The organism is Microbacterium sp. Clip185 (genome assembly GCF_028743715.1).
Lineage (GTDB): Bacteria > Actinomycetota > Actinomycetes > Actinomycetales > Microbacteriaceae > Microbacterium.
In genome coordinates this window covers 1,864,937-1,882,279 of the sequence record NZ_CP117996.1, presented here as the reverse complement: position 1 = coordinate 1,882,279, position 17,343 = coordinate 1,864,937, and the positions used below count along the sequence as shown (strand labels likewise).

Annotated in this window: 15 protein-coding genes and 1 tRNA gene; 12 read left to right on the top strand and 4 right to left on the bottom strand. The window is 70.1% G+C overall.

Annotated elements, in window-relative coordinates:
• Nucleotides 1-26: 26 nt before the first annotated feature.
• From PQV94_RS09110 to serA, 3 genes are all read left to right on the top strand, one after another.
• Nucleotides 27-506, top strand: coding sequence for a DNA polymerase III subunit gamma/tau (locus PQV94_RS09110; protein ID WP_274285553.1), 480 nt, complete (start codon nt 27-29; stop codon nt 504-506).
• A complete protein-coding gene (locus PQV94_RS09105; RefSeq protein ID WP_274285552.1) occupies nt 503-847 on the top strand; it encodes a bacitracin resistance protein in 345 nt (114 codons plus the stop codon). The genes PQV94_RS09110 and PQV94_RS09105 overlap by 4 nt, the downstream gene beginning before the upstream one ends.
• 156 nt (nt 848-1,003) lie before the next feature.
• On the top strand, nt 1,004-2,608 hold the full coding sequence (gene serA, locus PQV94_RS09100) for a phosphoglycerate dehydrogenase (protein ID WP_274285551.1): 1,605 nt from the start codon (nt 1,004-1,006) through the stop codon (nt 2,606-2,608).
• A gap of 167 nt (nt 2,609-2,775) precedes the next feature.
• Here the strand turns inward: serA and PQV94_RS09095 are convergent, their stop codons facing one another.
• Nucleotides 2,776-3,321 carry a TetR/AcrR family transcriptional regulator gene (locus PQV94_RS09095; RefSeq protein ID WP_274285550.1) on the bottom strand — a complete coding sequence of 182 codons (546 nt, stop codon included), beginning with the start codon at nt 3,319-3,321 and terminating at the stop codon, nt 2,776-2,778.
• A gap of 68 nt (nt 3,322-3,389) precedes the next feature.
• Between PQV94_RS09095 and PQV94_RS09090 the strand changes: the two genes are divergently transcribed.
• From PQV94_RS09090 to PQV94_RS09070, 5 genes are all read left to right on the top strand, one after another.
• A complete protein-coding gene (locus PQV94_RS09090) occupies nt 3,390-4,937 on the top strand; it encodes an MFS transporter (RefSeq protein ID WP_274285549.1) in 1,548 nt (515 codons plus the stop codon).
• Nucleotides 4,938-4,966: 29 nt separating this feature from the next.
• Complete coding sequence (locus PQV94_RS09085; RefSeq protein WP_274285548.1) at nt 4,967-6,019, top strand: 3-isopropylmalate dehydrogenase; 1,053 nt, start codon at nt 4,967-4,969, stop codon at nt 6,017-6,019.
• A 61-nt stretch (nt 6,020-6,080) separates the two neighbouring features.
• Nucleotides 6,081-7,187 carry a branched-chain amino acid aminotransferase gene (locus PQV94_RS09080; protein WP_274285547.1) on the top strand — a complete coding sequence of 369 codons (1,107 nt, stop codon included), beginning with the start codon at nt 6,081-6,083 and terminating at the stop codon, nt 7,185-7,187.
• 34 nt (nt 7,188-7,221) lie between these two features.
• Nucleotides 7,222-7,989, top strand: a complete 768-nt coding sequence (locus PQV94_RS09075) for a fumarylacetoacetate hydrolase family protein (RefSeq protein ID WP_274285546.1) — start codon at nt 7,222-7,224, stop codon at nt 7,987-7,989.
• Complete coding sequence (locus PQV94_RS09070) at nt 7,982-9,229, top strand: MFS transporter (protein ID WP_274285545.1); 1,248 nt, start codon at nt 7,982-7,984, stop codon at nt 9,227-9,229. The genes PQV94_RS09075 and PQV94_RS09070 overlap by 8 nt, the downstream gene beginning before the upstream one ends.
• Here PQV94_RS09070 and PQV94_RS09065 read toward each other — a convergent pair.
• Nucleotides 9,226-10,278 (bottom strand): aminotransferase class V-fold PLP-dependent enzyme, encoded by a 1,053-nt coding sequence (locus PQV94_RS09065; RefSeq protein ID WP_274285544.1) that lies wholly within the window; start codon nt 10,276-10,278, stop codon nt 9,226-9,228. The genes PQV94_RS09070 and PQV94_RS09065 overlap by 4 nt on opposite strands.
• Before the next feature lie 83 nt (nt 10,279-10,361).
• Between PQV94_RS09065 and PQV94_RS09060 the strand changes: the two genes are divergently transcribed.
• Together PQV94_RS09060 and gltX are read left to right on the top strand one after the other, a co-directional pair.
• Nucleotides 10,362-11,327, top strand: a complete 966-nt coding sequence (locus PQV94_RS09060) for a LysR family transcriptional regulator (RefSeq protein WP_274285543.1) — start codon at nt 10,362-10,364, stop codon at nt 11,325-11,327.
• Between the two features lie 11 nt (nt 11,328-11,338).
• Nucleotides 11,339-12,853 carry a glutamate--tRNA ligase gene (gene gltX / locus PQV94_RS09055; protein WP_274285542.1) on the top strand — a complete coding sequence of 505 codons (1,515 nt, stop codon included), beginning with the start codon at nt 11,339-11,341 and terminating at the stop codon, nt 12,851-12,853.
• Nucleotides 12,854-12,862: 9 nt separating this feature from the next.
• Here the strand turns inward: gltX and PQV94_RS09050 are convergent, their stop codons facing one another.
• Nucleotides 12,863-14,758: an ArnT family glycosyltransferase gene (locus PQV94_RS09050; RefSeq protein ID WP_274285541.1), complete on the bottom strand. Its 1,896-nt coding sequence runs from the start codon at nt 14,756-14,758 to the stop codon at nt 12,863-12,865.
• Nucleotides 14,759-14,891: 133 nt separating this feature from the next.
• On the opposite strand from PQV94_RS09050, the gene PQV94_RS09045 reads away from it, so the two are divergent.
• Together PQV94_RS09045 and PQV94_RS09040 are read left to right on the top strand one after the other, a co-directional pair.
• A tRNA-Gln gene (locus tag PQV94_RS09045) sits at nt 14,892-14,963 on the top strand.
• Between the two features lie 163 nt (nt 14,964-15,126).
• Entirely contained in the window at nt 15,127-15,810 is a 684-nt protein-coding gene (locus tag PQV94_RS09040) for a FadR/GntR family transcriptional regulator (RefSeq protein WP_274285540.1), read from the top strand.
• On the opposite strand, the gene PQV94_RS09035 is transcribed toward PQV94_RS09040, so the two are convergent.
• A complete protein-coding gene (locus PQV94_RS09035; protein ID WP_274285539.1) occupies nt 15,776-17,173 on the bottom strand; it encodes an aspartate ammonia-lyase in 1,398 nt (465 codons plus the stop codon). The two genes, PQV94_RS09040 and PQV94_RS09035, sit on opposite strands and share 35 nt — an antisense overlap.
• Nucleotides 17,174-17,343: the final 170 nt, after the last annotated feature.

Sequence of the window (17,343 nt, the reverse complement as noted above, 5' to 3'; positions counted from 1 at the left end):
GCCGTGCCAGGAGGTAGGGTCGAGGCATGGTTTCGCGCGACGACGACGCACTCAGCTGGGACGGTGACGACGACCCGACGCTCGCCCCACAGGCGGCGCCTCGACGGGCCGCATCCCCCTCGCAGCCAGAGCCGAAAGCGGCTCCCGCGAGCCGGCCGAGCGTCCAGACGGATGCGGCACCCGCATCCGTCGCCGACGACGCCGAGCCGGCGCCGATGAGCAACGTCGCGCTCGTCACGCTCGGCGTGTTCGGCGGGATCTACCTGCTGCTCGCCGTCGGGTGGTTCATCGGCGGATCGCGCCTGCAGTTCGTCGCGCAGCTGTTCATCAACCCCGCGGCGCACATCGCCGCCTGGATCCTGGCCATCGCCGCTCCCGCCGTCTGGTTCGCCACCGCGCTCGTGCTGACCCGCTCCCGGCCGATCTGGCTGCGGATCATCGCCTTGGTCGTGGGCGCCGTCGTGCTGCTTCCGTGGCCGTTCCTCATGACGGGAGTGGGCTCATGAGTGCCACGACGCCTGCGCGCCGCGTCGCGCTGCCGGTCTGGCTCATCGTCACGATCGCCGGCTTCGCCGCGCTCTTCTTCGCGTTCGCGCTGTGGACGGCGCTCGGATTCCTGCTGCAGCAGGCCGGGGGAGACGCGGGTCTGACGGGTTACGGCTGGTTCGTGCTGTTGCTGCCCGTGCTGTTCCCGATCGTCGTGTTCGCGGGCTGCTTTGCACTCGGCTGGCGGCGCAAGGCGGGGCCCTTCGCGCTCCTGCTCCTGCTCGGCCTGTGCCTGGTCGCCGTCTTCTGGCTCGACATCTTCGCCTACGCGTCGGTCACCCCCTCGCTCTACAACGCCTGAGATCCGAAGGCCCAACGTCCCGTCACACGGTCGGGGCCACTGGGGTCGGGGCAGTAGGCTGACAAGTGCGCGGCCGGCCAGCCCGCGACGCGCTTCCACCCGCCTCGCGCCGTCGTGCTCTGCACGCGGTCCCGCATGTGTCAAAGGACATCCGCTGTGACCAAGCCCGTCGTCCTCATCGCTGAAGAGCTCTCTCCCGCCACGATCGACGCCCTCGGGCCCGATTTCGACGTGCGTCACGTCGACGGCGCAGACCGCGCCGCGCTGCTGCCCGCCCTTGCGGACGCGCACGCCGTGCTCGTGCGTTCGGCGACGCGGATGGATGCGGAGGCCATCGCCGCCGCACCCGCATTGAAGGTCATCGCCCGCGCCGGCGTCGGGCTCGACAACGTCGACATCAAGGCCGCCACCACCGCGGGCGTCATGGTCGTCAATGCACCGACCTCGAACATCATCTCCGCGGCGGAGCTCACGGTCGGCCACATCCTGAGCCTCGCGCGCCGCATCCCGGCCGCGCACGCATCCCTCTCTTCCGGCGCCTGGAAGCGCAGCTCGTTCACAGGCACCGAGCTGTTCGAGAAGACGGTGGGCATCATCGGCCTCGGCCGCATCGGCGCGCTGATCGCCGCGCGCCTGCAGGCCTTCGACATGCGCGTCGTCGCCTACGACCCCTATGTCACGAGCGCCCGTGCCCAGCAGCTGGGCGTCGAGCTCCTCACTCTCGACGAACTGCTCGAGCAGAGCGACTTCATCACCATCCACATGCCGAAGACGCCCGAGACCACCGGCATGATCAGCACCGAGCAGTTGCGCCGCATGAAGCCGACCGCCTTCGTGGTGAACGTCGCTCGCGGCGGGCTGATCGACGAGGCGGCTCTCGCCGACGCCCTGATCTCGGGCGAGATCGCCGGCGCGGGTCTCGACGTGTTCTCGAGCGAGCCGCCTGCGGCCGACAGCGATGCTGCACGCTTGCTGTCGCTGCCGAACGTGGTCGTGACCCCGCACCTCGGCGCGTCAACCGACGAGGCTCAGGAGAAGGCCGGTGTTTCGGTGGCGAAGTCCGTTCGTCTGGCTCTGTCGGGCGAGCTCGTTCCGGATGCGGTCAACGTCGCCGGCGGCGTCATCGATCCCTACGTCCGGCCGGGTATCGCACTCGTCGAGAAGCTCGGCCAGATCTTCTCCGCCCTGGCCGTCTCGCCCGTCACGAGCATCGACGTCGAGGTGCACGGCGAGCTCAAGGACTACGACGTCAGCGTGCTGAAGCTGGCGGCCCTCAAGGGCGTGTTCACGAACATCGTCAGCGAGTCGGTGTCCTACGTGAACGCGCCGCTTCTGGCCGACCAGCGCGGCATCGAGGTACGGCTCATCGTCGACGGCGTGAGCGAGGAGTACCGCAACGTCATCACCGTCGCGGGCGCCCTGTCCGACGGCTCGCAGCTCTCGGTGTCGGGCACGCTCACCGGCACGAAGCAGATCGAGAAGATCGTCGCCATCAACGGCCACGCCCTCGAGCTGCCGATCGAGAAGCACCACATCGTGATGCAGTACACCGACCGCCCCGGAATCGTCGCCGTCTACGGTCAGCGCTTCGGCGAGGCCGGCATCAACATCGCGGGCATGCAGATCGCGCGCCGTGCCGCCGGGGGACAGGCCCTCTCGGTGCTGACGGTCGACTCGCCCGTTCCCGACGAGCTGCTCGCCGAGGTCGGCTCCGCCATCCAGGCCGACCTGTTCCGGCAGATCGAGATCACCGAGTCCTGAGGCGCTTCTCCCGCGGCGTCCGGTCAGTCCTGCCGAGCGAGCATCCGTTCATCGAGCGAGTATCCAATTGGGTGCTCACTCGGCGATTGGGTGCTCACTCGGCGAAGGCGACACCGGTCGTTGAGGGAGGGCGCAGCGCCGAGTCGAAACGGCGGCGGGTCGACGGGTCAGCCGCGCGCGGCGCGGGTGACGATCTCGAGCAGGGCGTCCATGGCGGCACCTGTCGGGGTGGGGCCGGCCACACCATCGCCCCCGAGGGCGTTGTTGAAGTACAGGCCGTCGCTCACGAGCATCACGAGATCCAGCGCGGCCTCGCTCGCCACGTGCGCCCGCAACGCGTCGGCCCAGCGGTCGCGGATGGCGCGCAGCGCGGCGCCCGCGGCGGCGTGCCCGCCCTGGGCAAGCCGGGAAACGGCGACGAAGGCCCGATCGAGCTCGTCGTCACTCATGGCGGAGGTGCGCACGAAGTAGGCCACGGGCCCCTCGGCGGAGGTGAGCATGCGTTCGAGGTCCTCGTCGACGAGGAGGCGGAGACGCTCGAGCAAGCCCGCCTCGAGGGCGTCCTTCGAACCGAAGTGGTAGAGCAGCCCGCCCTTGGAGACGCCGGCGGCCCTGGCCGTCGCATCCATCGTCGCCGCGCGTTCGCCCTCCGCGACGAGAAGATTCTCGAAGGCGTCGAGCACCAGCTCGCGGGCGCGCGGGGGTCGACTCATGGTGTCGATCGTACTGACGGAGGACGCTTCATCTCTGTTACTATACCAGCCGGACGGTATAGAAACACATGAACACACTGACTCAAGACATCGCCATCGCCGAGGCCGCGGGGCGCCGCGTCGGATGGCGCGGCTGGGCGGCGCTCGTCGTCCTCATGCTTCCCGTGCTGCTGGTCGCGGTCGACAACACCGTGCTGAGCTTCGCGCTTCCGGAGATCGCGCTGCAGCTTCGCCCCACCAGCACACAGCAGCTCTGGATCATCGACGTCTATCCGCTCGTGCTGGCGGGCTCCCTGGTGACGATGGGCACGCTCGGCGACCGCTTCGGACGCCGCCGGATGCTGCTGATCGGCGCCACGGGCTTCGCCGCCGTCTCGGCGCTCGGTGCCTTCGCCCCCAACGCCGAGCTGCTCATCGCCGCCCGCGCCGTCATGGGCGTCTTCGGCGCGATGCTCATGCCGTCGACGCTGTCGTTGCTTCGCAGCATCTTCACCGACCGCAATCAGCGCCGGCTCGCGATCGCCGTCTGGGCGGCTATGTTCTCCGCCGGCGCGGCTCTCGGCCCGGTCGTGGGCGGGTTCCTCCTCGAGCACTTCGCCTGGGGATCGGTGTTCCTGATGGCGGTGCCCGTGCTCATCCCGCTGCTCGTGCTCGCGCCGATCCTCGTGCCGGAGAGTCGCGACCCGAACCCCGGCCGTGTGGACCCGGTGAGCATCGTGCTCTCCATGGCGACCATGGTGCCGATCGTCTATGCGATCAAGGAGGCGGCGGCTCACGGCCCGGGCCCGCTCGTCGCCGCCCTGTTGGTGGCGGGCGTCGGGTTCGGCGTGCTGTTCGTGCGCCGCCAGCGTCGCGCCGAGACGCCGATGCTCGATGTCCGCCTCTTTGCCCGCGGCGCGTTCACGGGCGCCCTGCTGATCAACCTGTTGAGCGTGCTCGCGCTGGTCGGGTTCATCTACTTCGTCTCGCAGCATCTGCAGCTCATCGTCGGTCTCTCGCCCATGAACGCGGGCCTTGCACTCGTGCCCGGTCTGGTGCTCATGATCGTCTCGGGACTCGCGGTCGTGCCCGTCGCGAAGCGCGTCTCGCCGCGCGTCGTCATCCCCGTCGCACTGGTGTTCTCGTTCGTCGGCTACGTCATGGTCGCGCTGTCGACGGACCCGGGCTCGGTGGCACTGCTCGTGGTGGCCTTCATGGTGCTCGGCATCGGGATCGGCGCGGCCGAGACCGTCTCGAACGAGCTCGTGCTCGCCAGCGCCCCACCGGCGAAGGCGGGAGCGGCCAGCGCCGTCTCCGAGACCGCGTACGAGGTCGGTGCGGTGCTGGGAACATCGCTGCTCGGAGGACTGCTCACGGCGCTGTACCGCGCGAACCTGGTCGTGCCGCAGGGTGTTCCTGCGGACGTGGCGGATGCGGCGCGTGAGACCCTGGCGGGCGCGGTGAGTGCCGCGAACGGGCTCGCCCCCGAAACCGGTGCCGCGCTCCGGGATGCGGCCGCGCACGCCTTCGACGCCGGTGTCGGCATCACGTCGCTCATCGGTGCGGGTCTTGTCGTGGTGGCGTCGGTGATCGCCGCGACTACGCTGGGATCATCCCGTAACTCGCCGCGGCGGTGATGCCCGCGGCATCCTGAGACAGGAGTGCCATGTCGCGCGTCGTGAAGCTCGCCGTCATCCCCGGTGACGGAATCGGTCCCGAGGTGATCGCCGAGGCGGACAAAGTGCTCGAGGCCGTCACCGCGGACACCGACGTGACCTTCGAGCGCACGTGGTTCTCGCTCGGAGCCGCGCGCTTCCTCGAGACCGGCGACACCCTGACCGACGACGACCTGGCGGCGATCGCCTCGCACGACGCGATCCTGCTCGGCGCCGTCGGGGGAGTGCCCGGCGATCCTCGACTGAAGAACGCGAACATCGAGCGGGGGCTGCTGCTCAAGCTGCGCTTCGCGCTCGATCACTACGTGAACCTGCGTCCGTCGAAGCTCTACCCGGGTGCGAGCGGTCCGCTCGCCGACCCGGGTGAGATCGACTTCGTCGTGGTGCGCGAGGGGACCGAGGGCCCGTACGTCGGCAACGGGGGCGCGATCCGCGTGGGCACCCCGCACGAGGTGGCCAACGAGACCTCGGTGAACACGGCGTTCGGCGTGGAGCGTGTCGTGCGTTTCGCGTTCGCCGAGGCCGAGCGGCGCCGCAAGAAGCTCACCCTCGTGCACAAGACCAACGTGCTCGTGCACGCCGGGGGCATCTGGAAGCGGATCGTCGACGAGGTGGCGACGGAGCACCCCGACGTCGCCGTAGACTATCTGCACGTCGACGCGGCCACGATCTTCCTGGTCACGAACCCCAGCCGCTTCGACGTGATCGTCACCGACAACCTCTTCGGTGACATCCTGACCGACCTGGCAGGTGCCGTCACCGGTGGCATCGGCCTCGCCGCATCCGGGAACATCAATCCCGACGGCGACTTCCCGTCGATGTTCGAGCCCGTTCACGGTTCGGCTCCCGACATCGCGGGCCAGCAGAAGGCCGACCCCACGGCCGCGATCCTCTCGGTCGCGCTCCTGCTGAATCATCTGGGACTGCGCGATGACGCCGACCGCCTCACCCGCGCGGTCGAAGCCGACATCGCCGAGCGTTCCGATTCGGTCCGCACCACAGCACAGATCGGCGACGCGATCATCGCGCGGCTCCAGGCGTAACCTGGAGCCCGCAGCCGTCGCCCGTGACCGCGCCGCAAGGCGCAGATGAAGCGAGATCCTCATGACACTCCTCGACACCGATCCCGACCAGGGCCTCGCACCGCTCGAGTTCGCCGTCACCCGCAACCTCGCCGCCCGCGGCGCCGCGGAGCGCGAGCAGATCCTCGAGAACCCCGGCTTCGGCGTTTACTTCACCGACCACATGGTCGACATCTGCTGGTCGATGCGCGGCGGCTGGCACCGCCCGCGCGTGCAGCCGTACGGCCCGATCTCGCTGGATCCCGCCGCGGCCGTTCTCCACTACGGTCAGGAGATCTTCGAGGGCATCAAGGCGTACCGCCATGCCGACGGGTCGATCCACACCTTCCGTCCCGACCAGAACGGTCGGCGTCTGCAGCGCTCGGCTCGGCGTCTCGCACTGCCGGAGCTGCCCGTGTCGTACTTCGTGCAGTCGCTGCGCGAGCTGATCAAGCTGGATGCGGCCTGGGTGCCGTCGGGCGCTGATCAGAGTCTGTACCTGCGGCCGTTCATGTTCGCCAAGGAGGCCTTCCTGGGCGTGCGCCCGGCGCAGAAGGTCGCCTACTACCTCATCGCGAGCCCCGCGGGCGCCTACTTCAAGGGCGGCGTGCAGCCGGTCTCGATCTGGCTGAGCGAGGACTACTCCCGTGCCGGCAAGGGCGGCACGGGGGCGGCGAAGACCGGCGGCAACTACGCTGCCAGCCTGCTGCCGCAGTCCGAGGCGTACGAGAACGAGTGCGACCAGGTCGTGTTCCTCGACCAGGACGGCAACGTCGAAGAGCTCGGCGGCATGAACATCGTGTTCGTCAAGAAGGACGGCACCCTCGTCACCCCGCAGTCCGACTCGATCCTCGAGGGCATCACCCGCGACTCGATCCTGCAGCTCGCGATCGACCGCGGCCACAAGGTCGAGGGCCGCGCCGTGTCGCTGGCCGAGTGGCGCGAGGGTGTCGCCTCGGGTGACATCGTCGAGGTGTTCGCCTGCGGCACGGCCGCGGTGGTGACGCCGATCGGCCAGCTCAAGGGCAAGGACTTCTTCGACGAGCAGCCGACCGGCTCGCTCGCGCTGTCGCTGCGCGAAGAGCTGACCGACATCCAGTACGGCCGTCGCGAAGACAAGCACAACTGGCTCGTCCGGCTCGACGCCTGAGTCCGTGGCGGGGCGTCCTGGATAGGCTGAACGGGTGAAGATCGCTCGTTTCAGCCACCAGGACGCCATCGCCTACGGAATCGTCGACGACGACGAACTCGTGCAGCTCGCCGGAGACCCGATGTTCGCCGGCTTCGAGCCGACGGGAAAGCGCATCCCGATCGCGGATGTGGCGCTGCTCGCGCCGGTGATCCCGCGATCCAAGGTCGTGGCGATCGGACGCAACTACCGTGCCCACGCGGAGGAGCTCGGCAACGACGTCCCCGCTGAGCCGCTGATGTTCCTCAAGCCCAACACCGCGGTCATCGGTCCCGGCGACGTCATCGTGCGCCCCACGCAGTCCGAGCGGGTCGACTTCGAGGGCGAGCTGGTCGTGGTGATCGGCCGGATCGCGAAGAACGTGCCGGTGGAGAAGGCCCTCGACGTCGTGTTCGGCTACACGGTCGGCAACGACGTCACCGCCCGCGACCTCCAGCGCAGTGACGGCCAGTGGTCGCGCGCCAAGGGCTTCGACACCTTCTGCCCGCTCGGGCCCGTCATCGAGACGGAGTTCGATCCCGCGTCCGCCGCGCGCGTCGTGACCCGCGTCAACGGCGACGAGCGCCAGTCGGCGCCGCTCACCGATCTGATGTTCCCGATCGCGGAGCTGATCGCATACGCGTCGTCGGTGTTCACGCTGCTGCCCGGCGATGTCATCATGACCGGAACCCCCGCCGGTGTCGGCCCGCTCGTGGCCGGCGACGAGGTCGAGGTCGAGGTCGAGGGGATCGGCGTTCTGCGCAACACCGTGCGCGATGCCTGACGCTCCCGACCTGCTGCCGGATGCGGCCGAGCTGACCCGCATCCGACGCCGCACGCTGTGGCTGCTGTCCTCCGGACAGATCCTCGGGGGAATCGCGTTCGGCGCGACGATCTCGCTCGGCGCGATCCTCGCCACCGAGCTGTCCGGTGACGAGGCGTTCTCCGGCTGGGCGACAGCAGCCGTGACGTTGGGAGCGGCGGCGTTCGCCATCCCGCTCGCGGCCCTCGCGCGGCGCAGCGGGCGTCGCCCCGCGCTCGCGGCCGGGCTCTCCGTGGCCCTGATCGGGGTGCTGCTGGTGATCGGCGCGGTGGCGGCCGCATCCTTCCCGCTGCTGCTCGCGGGGGTCGTGCTGATCGGTGCGGGTCAGGCCGCCAACCTGCAGTCGCGCTTCGCTGCGGCCGACCTCGCGACCGATTCGTCGCGCGGTCGCGACATCTCGGTCGTGGTCTGGGCGACGACGGTCGGCGCGGTTCTCGGCCCGAACCTCGTCGGACCGGGGCAGGCGCTCGGCGACCTGGTCGGTATGCCTCCGCTGACCGGCCCCTATCTGTTCACGATCGTCGCCCAGGTGCTCGCCGTCATCCTGTACGTCGCTGCGCTGCGCCCCGACCCGCTCCTGCTGGCGCAACGCCTCGTCGCCCGGGCTGCGGCAGGCGCGGCACCCCGGATCGCCCGCGCCGATCGGCCCGTGGCGGCGCGCTACGCGATTCTCGCGATCGCCGCCTCTCACGGCACGATGGTCGCCGTCATGGCCATGACCCCGGTGCACCTCGTGCATCACGGCGCGAGCCTCACGATCGTCGGGCTCACGATCAGCCTGCACATCGCCGGGATGTACGCGCTGTCGCCGGTGTTCGGCATCCTCGCCGACCGGATCGGCCGGGTGGCGACCGTCCTCCTCGGGCAGGGGCTGTTGGCCGCATCCCTTCTCGTCTCGGGGCTGGGGCAGAGTGCGAACACCGCGGTGACCATCGGCCTCGTGTTGCTGGGGCTCGGGTGGAGCGCCTCGACCGTGGCGGGCGCGGCGTTGCTCGTGGAGACCAGCAGTGAGGCGATGCGCACCCGCCGGCAGGGCCGCAGCGATCTCGCGATGAACCTCGTGGGAGCTGCAGGCGCGATCCTCGCCGGAGTCATCCTCGGCTGGATCGGATTCGGGGGGCTCGCGTTCGTGACCCTCGCGCTCGTGATCGTCGTCGTGGCGGCGTCTCCGCTCGCGCGCACGCGCCGCGAAGCGGCTTAACGCAGCGCCCGCACCGCGCGATCGACGTCGTCCTCGTCGTTGAAGACGTGGAACGCGAGGCGCGCGCGTCCGGCGCGGCCGGATGCGGTGATGCCGGCGGCCTGCAGGCGCGCGAGGTCGGCGGCATCCGCGTCGGTCCACGTCACGATCGCGCTCGGGGTGGAGGGGGCGGGGAGGCCCATCTCGGTGAGGAAGCGCGTCGCCAGAGCGGTCGTGTACCGGTGGACGGCGGACATGTCGGCGTCGGCGAAGAGTCCGAGCGACGGCTCGGCGCCCACGAACGCTTGCCACGCGGGGGAGACATCGAACCGACGGGCGTCCGAGGCCAGCGTCGCGGCGTCTCCGTAGCAGGACTGCCACGGGTCGGCGCCCGCGTACCATCCGGCGTGGAGCGGCGTCAGGGTGGCTGCGAACTCCTCCGTCAGGGCGAGGAAGGCGACACCGCGCGGCGCGCACAGCCACTTGTACGCGTGCACGACGAACGCGTCGAAGGCGAACGCGTCGACGGGAAGCCAACCGACCGCTTGCGTGCCGTCACACAGCGTGCGGGCTCCGACCGCTCTCGCGGCGGCGGTGATCGCGCCGTGATCGGCGACCTCGCCGGATGCGGACTGCACGAGCGAGAAGGCGACGAGGGCCGTGTCGGGCCGAACGGCTTCGGCAAGCTCTGCGAGCGGTGCGCAGCGCACACGGAGGCCGCCGCGGTGCACGAACGGGAGAACGAGGGAAGAGAAGTCGCCGTCCGGCACGAGCACCTCGCTGCTCTCGGGCAGGGCTGCGGCGATGAGGCTCACCAGAACCGAGGTCTGCGACCCGATCGCGACGCGCTCGGGTGCGACCTGCAGCAGTCGTGCGGCGTGCCGGCGCGTGTGCTCGACGACGACGGAGTAGGCCGCTGCATCCGCCCCGTGCGTGACCGCGCGCATGATGTCGGCGATGAGGGCGTCTCGGCTCACGCGCGGCGGCAGTCCGCCGGTGCAGGCGGCGAGGTAGTCCCGACCGCCGTCGAAGGCCGCGCGGACGGCGGTGAGATCCAGCGGTGCGGTCATGTCTCCAGCATCGGGATGCCCGAGGTCGCGGTCTACGGCAGAAGGGGCATCGCGTTCATAAGCTCGCGTTATATATTCGGCGCATGGCCGATCAGGACGAGGGCGAGCTCGCCGTTCAGGCGTTCCGCGTGATGCGCGCGATCGCCGAGACCGGGTCCATCACGGCGGCCGCCGCATCCCTCGGGTACAGCCAGCCCGCTGTCAGCCAGCAGGTGCGCCGCATCGAGAGTCGTGTCGGGATGCCGGTGGTCGAGCGCGTCGGGCGCCGGGTGCGCCTCACCGAGGCCGGCGCCGTGCTCGCCCGCCACGCGGACGCGGTGGCGCGCTCCATCGACGCGGCCTCCGACGAGCTGGCGCAGCTGCGTGGGCTCACCTCGGGCCGCGTGCGTCTGACCGGATTCCCCTCGGCGTCGCCGACGCTGGTCCCGCGGGTGCTTGCGGCGCTCTCGGACAAGGCTCCCGGACTCGCCGTGACCTACGTCGAGGCGGAACCGCCTGAGGCGATGGCTGCGGTGCGTGAGGATCGCGCCGACATCGCGCTCACGTTCAGCTACCCGGGCGACGAGAACGATCCGCACGGTGAGAGCGCGCGCGGCCTCGTCGTGCGCACCCTCGGCGCGGACCGCATGTTCGTCGTGCTTCCCGACGACCACGAGCTCGTCGGAGCATCCGTCGCTCAGCTCGGCGAGCTCGCCGACGCATCCTGGATCGCGGGCTGTCCTCGGTGCCGCGGTCACCTGCTGGAGCTCTGCGCCCGCGCGGGGTTCACGCCGCGGATCGCGTTCGAGACCGACAACATCGTCGCGGTGGAGAACCTCGTGGCCCGGGGTACCGGTGTCGCGACCCTGCCGGGGCTCGCCCTCGACTCCTTCCCGCTGCTGCCGGGCGTGCAGGCGGTGCCGCTGCCACCGGGGGAGCAGCGCACGCTTCATGTGGTGACTGCCGCCGACGCGCACCGGGTGCCCGCGCTTCGGCTGGCACTCGCGGCGGTCGGCGAGGCCGCGCAGGCTGCGGGAGTGGGCCGCGGCACGGCGGGGCGACGCGGGTAGGCTGGGAGCCTATGGTTTCCGCACCCGATCCCCGCACCACGACCGCAACCGGCTCCGACATCCGGGTGCGGTTCTGCCCCTCGCCCACGGGCCTGCCGCACGTCGGCCTCATCCGCACCGCGCTGTTCAACTGGGCATACGCCCGGCACAACGGCGGCAAGCTCGTCTTCCGCATCGAAGACACGGATGCGGCTCGCGACAGCGAGGAGAGCTACCAGCAGCTGCTCGAGGCGCTGCGCTGGCTCGAGATCGACTGGGACGAGGGCGTCGAGGTCGGCGGTCCCCACGCGCCGTACCGGCAGTCGCAGCGGCATGAGCTCTACCGCGAGGTGCTCGACAAGCTCGTCGCGGCGGGTGTCGCGTACGAGAGCTACTCGACGGCCGAGGAGATCGACGCGCGCAACGAGGCGAACGGGCGCGCCAAGCAGCTCGGCTACGACAACTACGACCGCACGCTCACCGAAGAGCAGAAGGCCGCGTTCCGCGCCGAGGGGCGCGAGCCCGCCTACCGCCTCCGCGTGCCGGACGAAGACCTCACCTACGTGGACCTCATCCGGGGCGAGGTGACGTTCCCCGCCGGATCCTTCCCCGACTTCGTCATCGTGCGCGCGGGCGGTGTGCCGCTGTACACCTTCGTGAACCCGGTCGACGACGCGCTCATGGGCATCACGCACGTCATCCGCGGCGAGGACCTCATGCCCTCGACCGCGCGTCAGCTCTCGCTGTACCGCGCGCTGATCGAAGCGGGCGTCACCGACTTCATGCCGCGGTTCGGGCACATGCCGCTGGTGCTGGGGGAGGAGGGCAACAAGAAGCTCTCCAAGCGTGACCCGAAGGCCGACCTCTTCCTGCAGCGGGAGAAGGGCTTCATCCACGAGGGCCTGCTCAACTACCTGTCGCTGCTGGGCTGGTCACTCGCCCCCGATCGCGACGTGTTCTCGCTCGACGAGCTCGTCGAGGCCTTCGACATCGCCGATGTGAACCCCAACCCGGCCCGCTTCGATCAGAAGAAGGCCGAGTCCATCAACGGCGATCACATCCGGATGCTGGCGCCCGAGGACTTCGCGACCCGCATCCTGCCGTACCTGCGCGACGCGGGCATCATCGGTGAGACGCTCGATGACCGTGAGCGGGCGCTCATCGCCGCTGCTGCTCCGCTCGTGCAGGAGCGCGTGCAGCTGCTCGGCGACGTGCCGGGCCTTCTCGGGTTCCTGTTCCGCGACGAGGTGGAGTACGCCGACGATGCCCTCGCGTCGCTGCCGGCCAACGCCGGTGAGGTGCTGGTCGCCTCCGTCAACGCGCTCGAGCTCGTGCCGCACGCGGAGTTCACGGCTGCATCCGTGCAGGAGGCGTTGCAGAAGGCGCTGATCGAGGAGCTCGGCCTGAAGCCTCGCGTCGCCTACGGCCCGCTCCGGGTTGCGGTCAGCGGTCGTCGGGTGTCGCCGCCGCTGTTCGAGTCGATGGAGCTGCTCGGCAAGAGCGAGAGCATCCGCCGTCTTGACGCCCTGGTGCAGAAGATCGGCTGACGCGGTCGCTCATCCTGCGGCGCAGGAATAGAGCGTCGCGCCCGCGGGGGCATCGCTCACGAGGGTGCAGGTGGATGCCACCCACGCGGCGATGTCCTTCGTCGACTCCGACGCCAAGCGGGTCCCTCCCGCTCCCGGCGCGCCGGACCCGAGCACGTAGGTGACCTCGCCGGTGGCGACCATCTGCTGGAACGCGGCAAGGGTCGGGACATCGTCGCTGCCGTCGAATCCGCCGATGGGCAATACGGAGCCTCCATGGGAGGACAGGATGAGCTGCGCCGCCGACTGTGCGCCGAATGTGGCGACGAGGTACTTCGCATCGCCCTGACGCTCTGTGAGATAGAGCAGCAGCGCCGCGTCCGAGTCCGCCCCGCCCGGCACGCCCGTGGGGCGCATCCCGCCGCGGGCGCCGGTCTGCGCTCCGCCGGCCGGTGCGTGCGGTCTTGCGCCGCTCGCCGAGCCGCCGAAGGCCGTACCGCCGGGCCGAAAGCCGCCGAACCCGCCGCCGCCCGGCATCTGGGAGACTCCGGCGGCCGTCGGATTGATCGAGCTCGGCGTGCTGATCGTCAGCACTGACCACGCCGCCGGCGTCAGCAGGAGGGCGATCACCGCGACCATGGAGGTCACCCAGCGCAAGGCCTGGGCTCGACGTTCCATGACGAGCAGCAGGATCGCCACGACAGCGATGGCGGCCTGGATCCAGGCGATGACCGGGCTCGGCTCGGAGTACATCGCCGCGATCACCACGGCGGTGGCCGCCGTGACGGCGACGAGGAGCAACTGCGGCCAGAGCAGGCGCCGGGAGCGCGCGACGGCGAACGCCGCTGCCACGAGGAGGGCGACGGGGATCGCGAGTGCGGACGTGTAGAACTGGTGCATACCCGCGACGAGCGAGAACATCGCGACCTCGGTCGCGAACCACCCGCCGAGGAACACGACGGTCGCGGGGCGCCATCGCAGGATGAGCAGGACGACGATCGCCGCGACGGTCGCGGGGAGCAGCCACGCGATCTGGCCGGCGAGCTCGGTGTTGAACAGGCGGAGGGGACCGGGGTCGCCCGAGAACGCCGGCGTGAACGAGCGGTAGGCGTCCGAATCGGCGGTGGCGCTGAAGCGTCCGAGCCCGTTGTATCCGAAGACCATCTCCCACGGGTTGTTGCCGTTCGTGCCGCCGACGTAGGGCCGATCGGATGCGGGGATCAGCCAGACGATCAGCACCCAGGTGAGCGACACGGCGAGGCTCGCGATCCCCGCGACGAGCGTGTGCCAGATGCGACGCCACCAGCGCTGACGGGTGCACAGATACCCCGCGGCCAGAGCGGGCCATACGGCCCAGGCCTCGAGCATGTAGGTCTGGAACGCGACGCCGATGAAGGCCCCGGCGAGGAGGTACCAGCCGAGGCTGCGCTGCTGGATTGCGCGCACCGCCGCCCACGCCACCAGCGCGAGCGCGAGCACGAAGAACGACTCGGGCTGATTCGATCGTGCCACGGCCACGAGGATCGGCGTGGTCGCGACCACGGCGCCGGCCAGCAGACCGCCCGTCGTTCCGACCAACCGACGGGCGGTGAACGCGCTGACGGCGGCCGCCGCGGTGGCGGCGAGAGCGTTGGGAAGGATGACGGCCGCCGGCGAGAAACCGAACAGCCGCACGGCCAGGGCGGGGATCCAGAAGGAGCCGGGGATCTTGTCGAGCGAGACGGTGCCGGCGGGGTCGAAGGCGCCGAAGAACAGGTTCGACCAGCTCTTGCTCATCGACATCGCGACCGCGCCGTAGTAGTCGCTCATCGACGCTGACACCTGCCATCCGGTCAGGGCGGCGGCGATGACGATCAGGATGAGGCCCAGGGGCCACGCGACACGGGCACGCCGGGGCGCGGAAGACGGAACGGACGCGGCGGTCATGGCAGGACCGTACGGGCCCCGGCGGAGGATTGCGGATGAGCGACCGATGGCATCGCCGTGAGCCCGTCTCGGTTTGGGATTGCCGCGGGCGTGGGCTAAGCTCTTCTCTTGGCGCTACTTCGGTAGAAGCCGGTGGGGTATGGTGTAATTGGCAACACGGCTGATTCTGGTTCAGTTGTTCTTGGTTCGAGTCCAGGTACCCCAGCAAGACAGATAGCCCCGGAAATCCGCGCGAGAGCGGACCGCCGGGGCTCTTGCTTTGTGCAGGTGGCATGCTCGGTCCGGCTCCGTGAGCCTCCCAGCCCCGGCCGCACCGCCCGATAGGCTGACCGGGTGGCTGGCGTGAGGATGCGGACCGGGGGAGCGCGATGAGCTCGCCCGCTGTCGGCGCCCGCGCGGCGGACGGGGTGTTCGACGGGCTGCGCGAGGACATCGTCACCGGGCGCCTCGCGGTGGGGGAGAGGCTTCCCTCCGAAGCCGCCCTCGCCGAGCGTTACGGTGTAAGCCGTCCGAGTGTGCGCGAGGCCATCCGCTCCCTCCAGACCCTCGGCCTCACCCGCACCCGGACCGGAAGCGGCACGTACGTGGTGTCGGACCGACCCGCCCTCTCCCTCGGCTACGGCGACTTCTCGCCGCGCGACCTGAGCGAAGCGCGACCGCACATCGAGGTGCCCGCCGCGGGCCTCGCCGCCGAGCGACGCACTGACGAACAGCGCGCGGAGCTCGTGGCGCTGTGCGACCGCATGGACGCCACGACCGACCCGGAGGAGTGGGTCGAGCTCGACTCGCGCTTCCACGTGCTCGTGGCCGAGGCATCCGGCAACGCGGTGTTCGCCCGCGCTGTCGGCGACATCCGAGACGCCCTCAGCCATCAATCCGGCGTCGTCAACCTCATCGCGGATCGTCGCGATCCCTCCTCGCGGGAGCACCGGGCGATCGCCGAGGCGATCGGCATCGGCTCGGCCATCGAGGCGCGCGAGGCCATGCGCGCGCACCTCGGCGCGGTCGAACGCGTCGTCAGCCCGCTGTCGGAACCAGCTTCTCTGGACTGAGTGCCGCCACCAGGGTGTCGGCATCCAGCAGTCCACGCTCGAGCACGACCTCGGGCACCGAGCGCCCCGAGCGCAGCGCCTCACCGGCGACCTCGGTCGCGGCGCGGTAGCCGATCAGCGGGTTGAGCGCGGTCGCGAGTCCGATCGAATCCGTCACGCGGGCGGCCATCACCTCCGGACGAGCCTGGATGCCGCTCACGCACCGATCGGCGAGCAGCCGGCACGCCGCGGTCAGGTGCGCGATGCTCTGCGACAGCGCGCGCACGATGACCGGTTCGAACGCGTTCAACTGCAGCTGCCCGGCCTCGGCGGCGAGGGTGACCGCGAGGTCGTCCGCGATCACCGTGTACGCGACCTGCGTGACCATCTCGGGGATGACGGGGTTCACCTTGCCCGGCATGATGCTCGATCCCGCCTGCAGCGCAGGAAGCGTGATCTCGCCGAGGCCCGCGCGCGGCCCCGACGACAGGAGCCGAAGGTCGTTGCACGTCTTGGAGAGCTTCACCGCGATGCGCTTGAGCATCCCCGACAGGTGGACGAACGCGCCCGGGTCCTGCGTGGCCTCGACGAGGTCGGCGGCGGGAACGAAAGGGCGACCTGTGAGCTCGGCGAGGTGCCGGACGGCCAGTGGGCCGTAGCCGGCCGGCGCGTTCAAGCCGGTGCCGATCGCCGTCGCGCCGAGGTTCACCTCGAGCAAGAGTCGTGCGGACTCGCGCAGCCGCCTCCGGTCCTCGTCGAGCATCACCGCGAACGCTCCGAACTCCTGGCCGAGGGTCATCGGCACCGCATCCTGCAACTGCGTCCGTCCGATCTTGACGAAGCCGGCGAACTCGGCGGCCTTCGCTGCGAACGCATCGTGCAGCACGCCCATCGCCGCATCCAATCCGTCGACGCCCTCGACGAGGGCGACGTCGATCGCCGTCGGGTACGCGTCGTTGGTGGACTGGCTGAGGTTGACGTGGTCATTCGGATGCAGGTGCGTGTACTCGCCCTTGGCGTGCCCGAGGATCTCGAGGGCGCGGTTGGCGATGACCTCGTTCGCGTTCATGTTGGTCGACGTGCCCGCTCCGCCCTGGATGACGTCGACGACGAACTGGTCTGCGAGCGCGCCGGCTCGGATTTCGCGGCAGGCCGCCGCGATGGCGTCGGCGCGCATCGGGTCGAGCAGGCCGAGGTCGCGGTTGGCAAGTGCTGCGGCTTCCTTCACGAATGCCAGTCCGCGGAGCAGGAACGGGTAGGTGCCGATCGGCACGCCGGTCACCGGGAAGTTGTCGCGGGCGCGGGCTGTGTGGACACCCCAGTACGCGTCGTGGGGGATCTCGGCAGGTCCGAGGAGATCGTGCTCGGTGCGCGTCGTCGTCATGTCGCTCTCTTCCTTGAGGTGGACGAACGGCGCCAACCTATCAGACAGATTCGACATTTTCACGGCCCGGACTTGACGAATGTGCGCGAACGGGTGTTCAGTTGTCCCCGACCTGTCAGGCAGATAGCACATCCTCCTCCTCGCGGCGACGGAGCCGACGAGACCAGAAA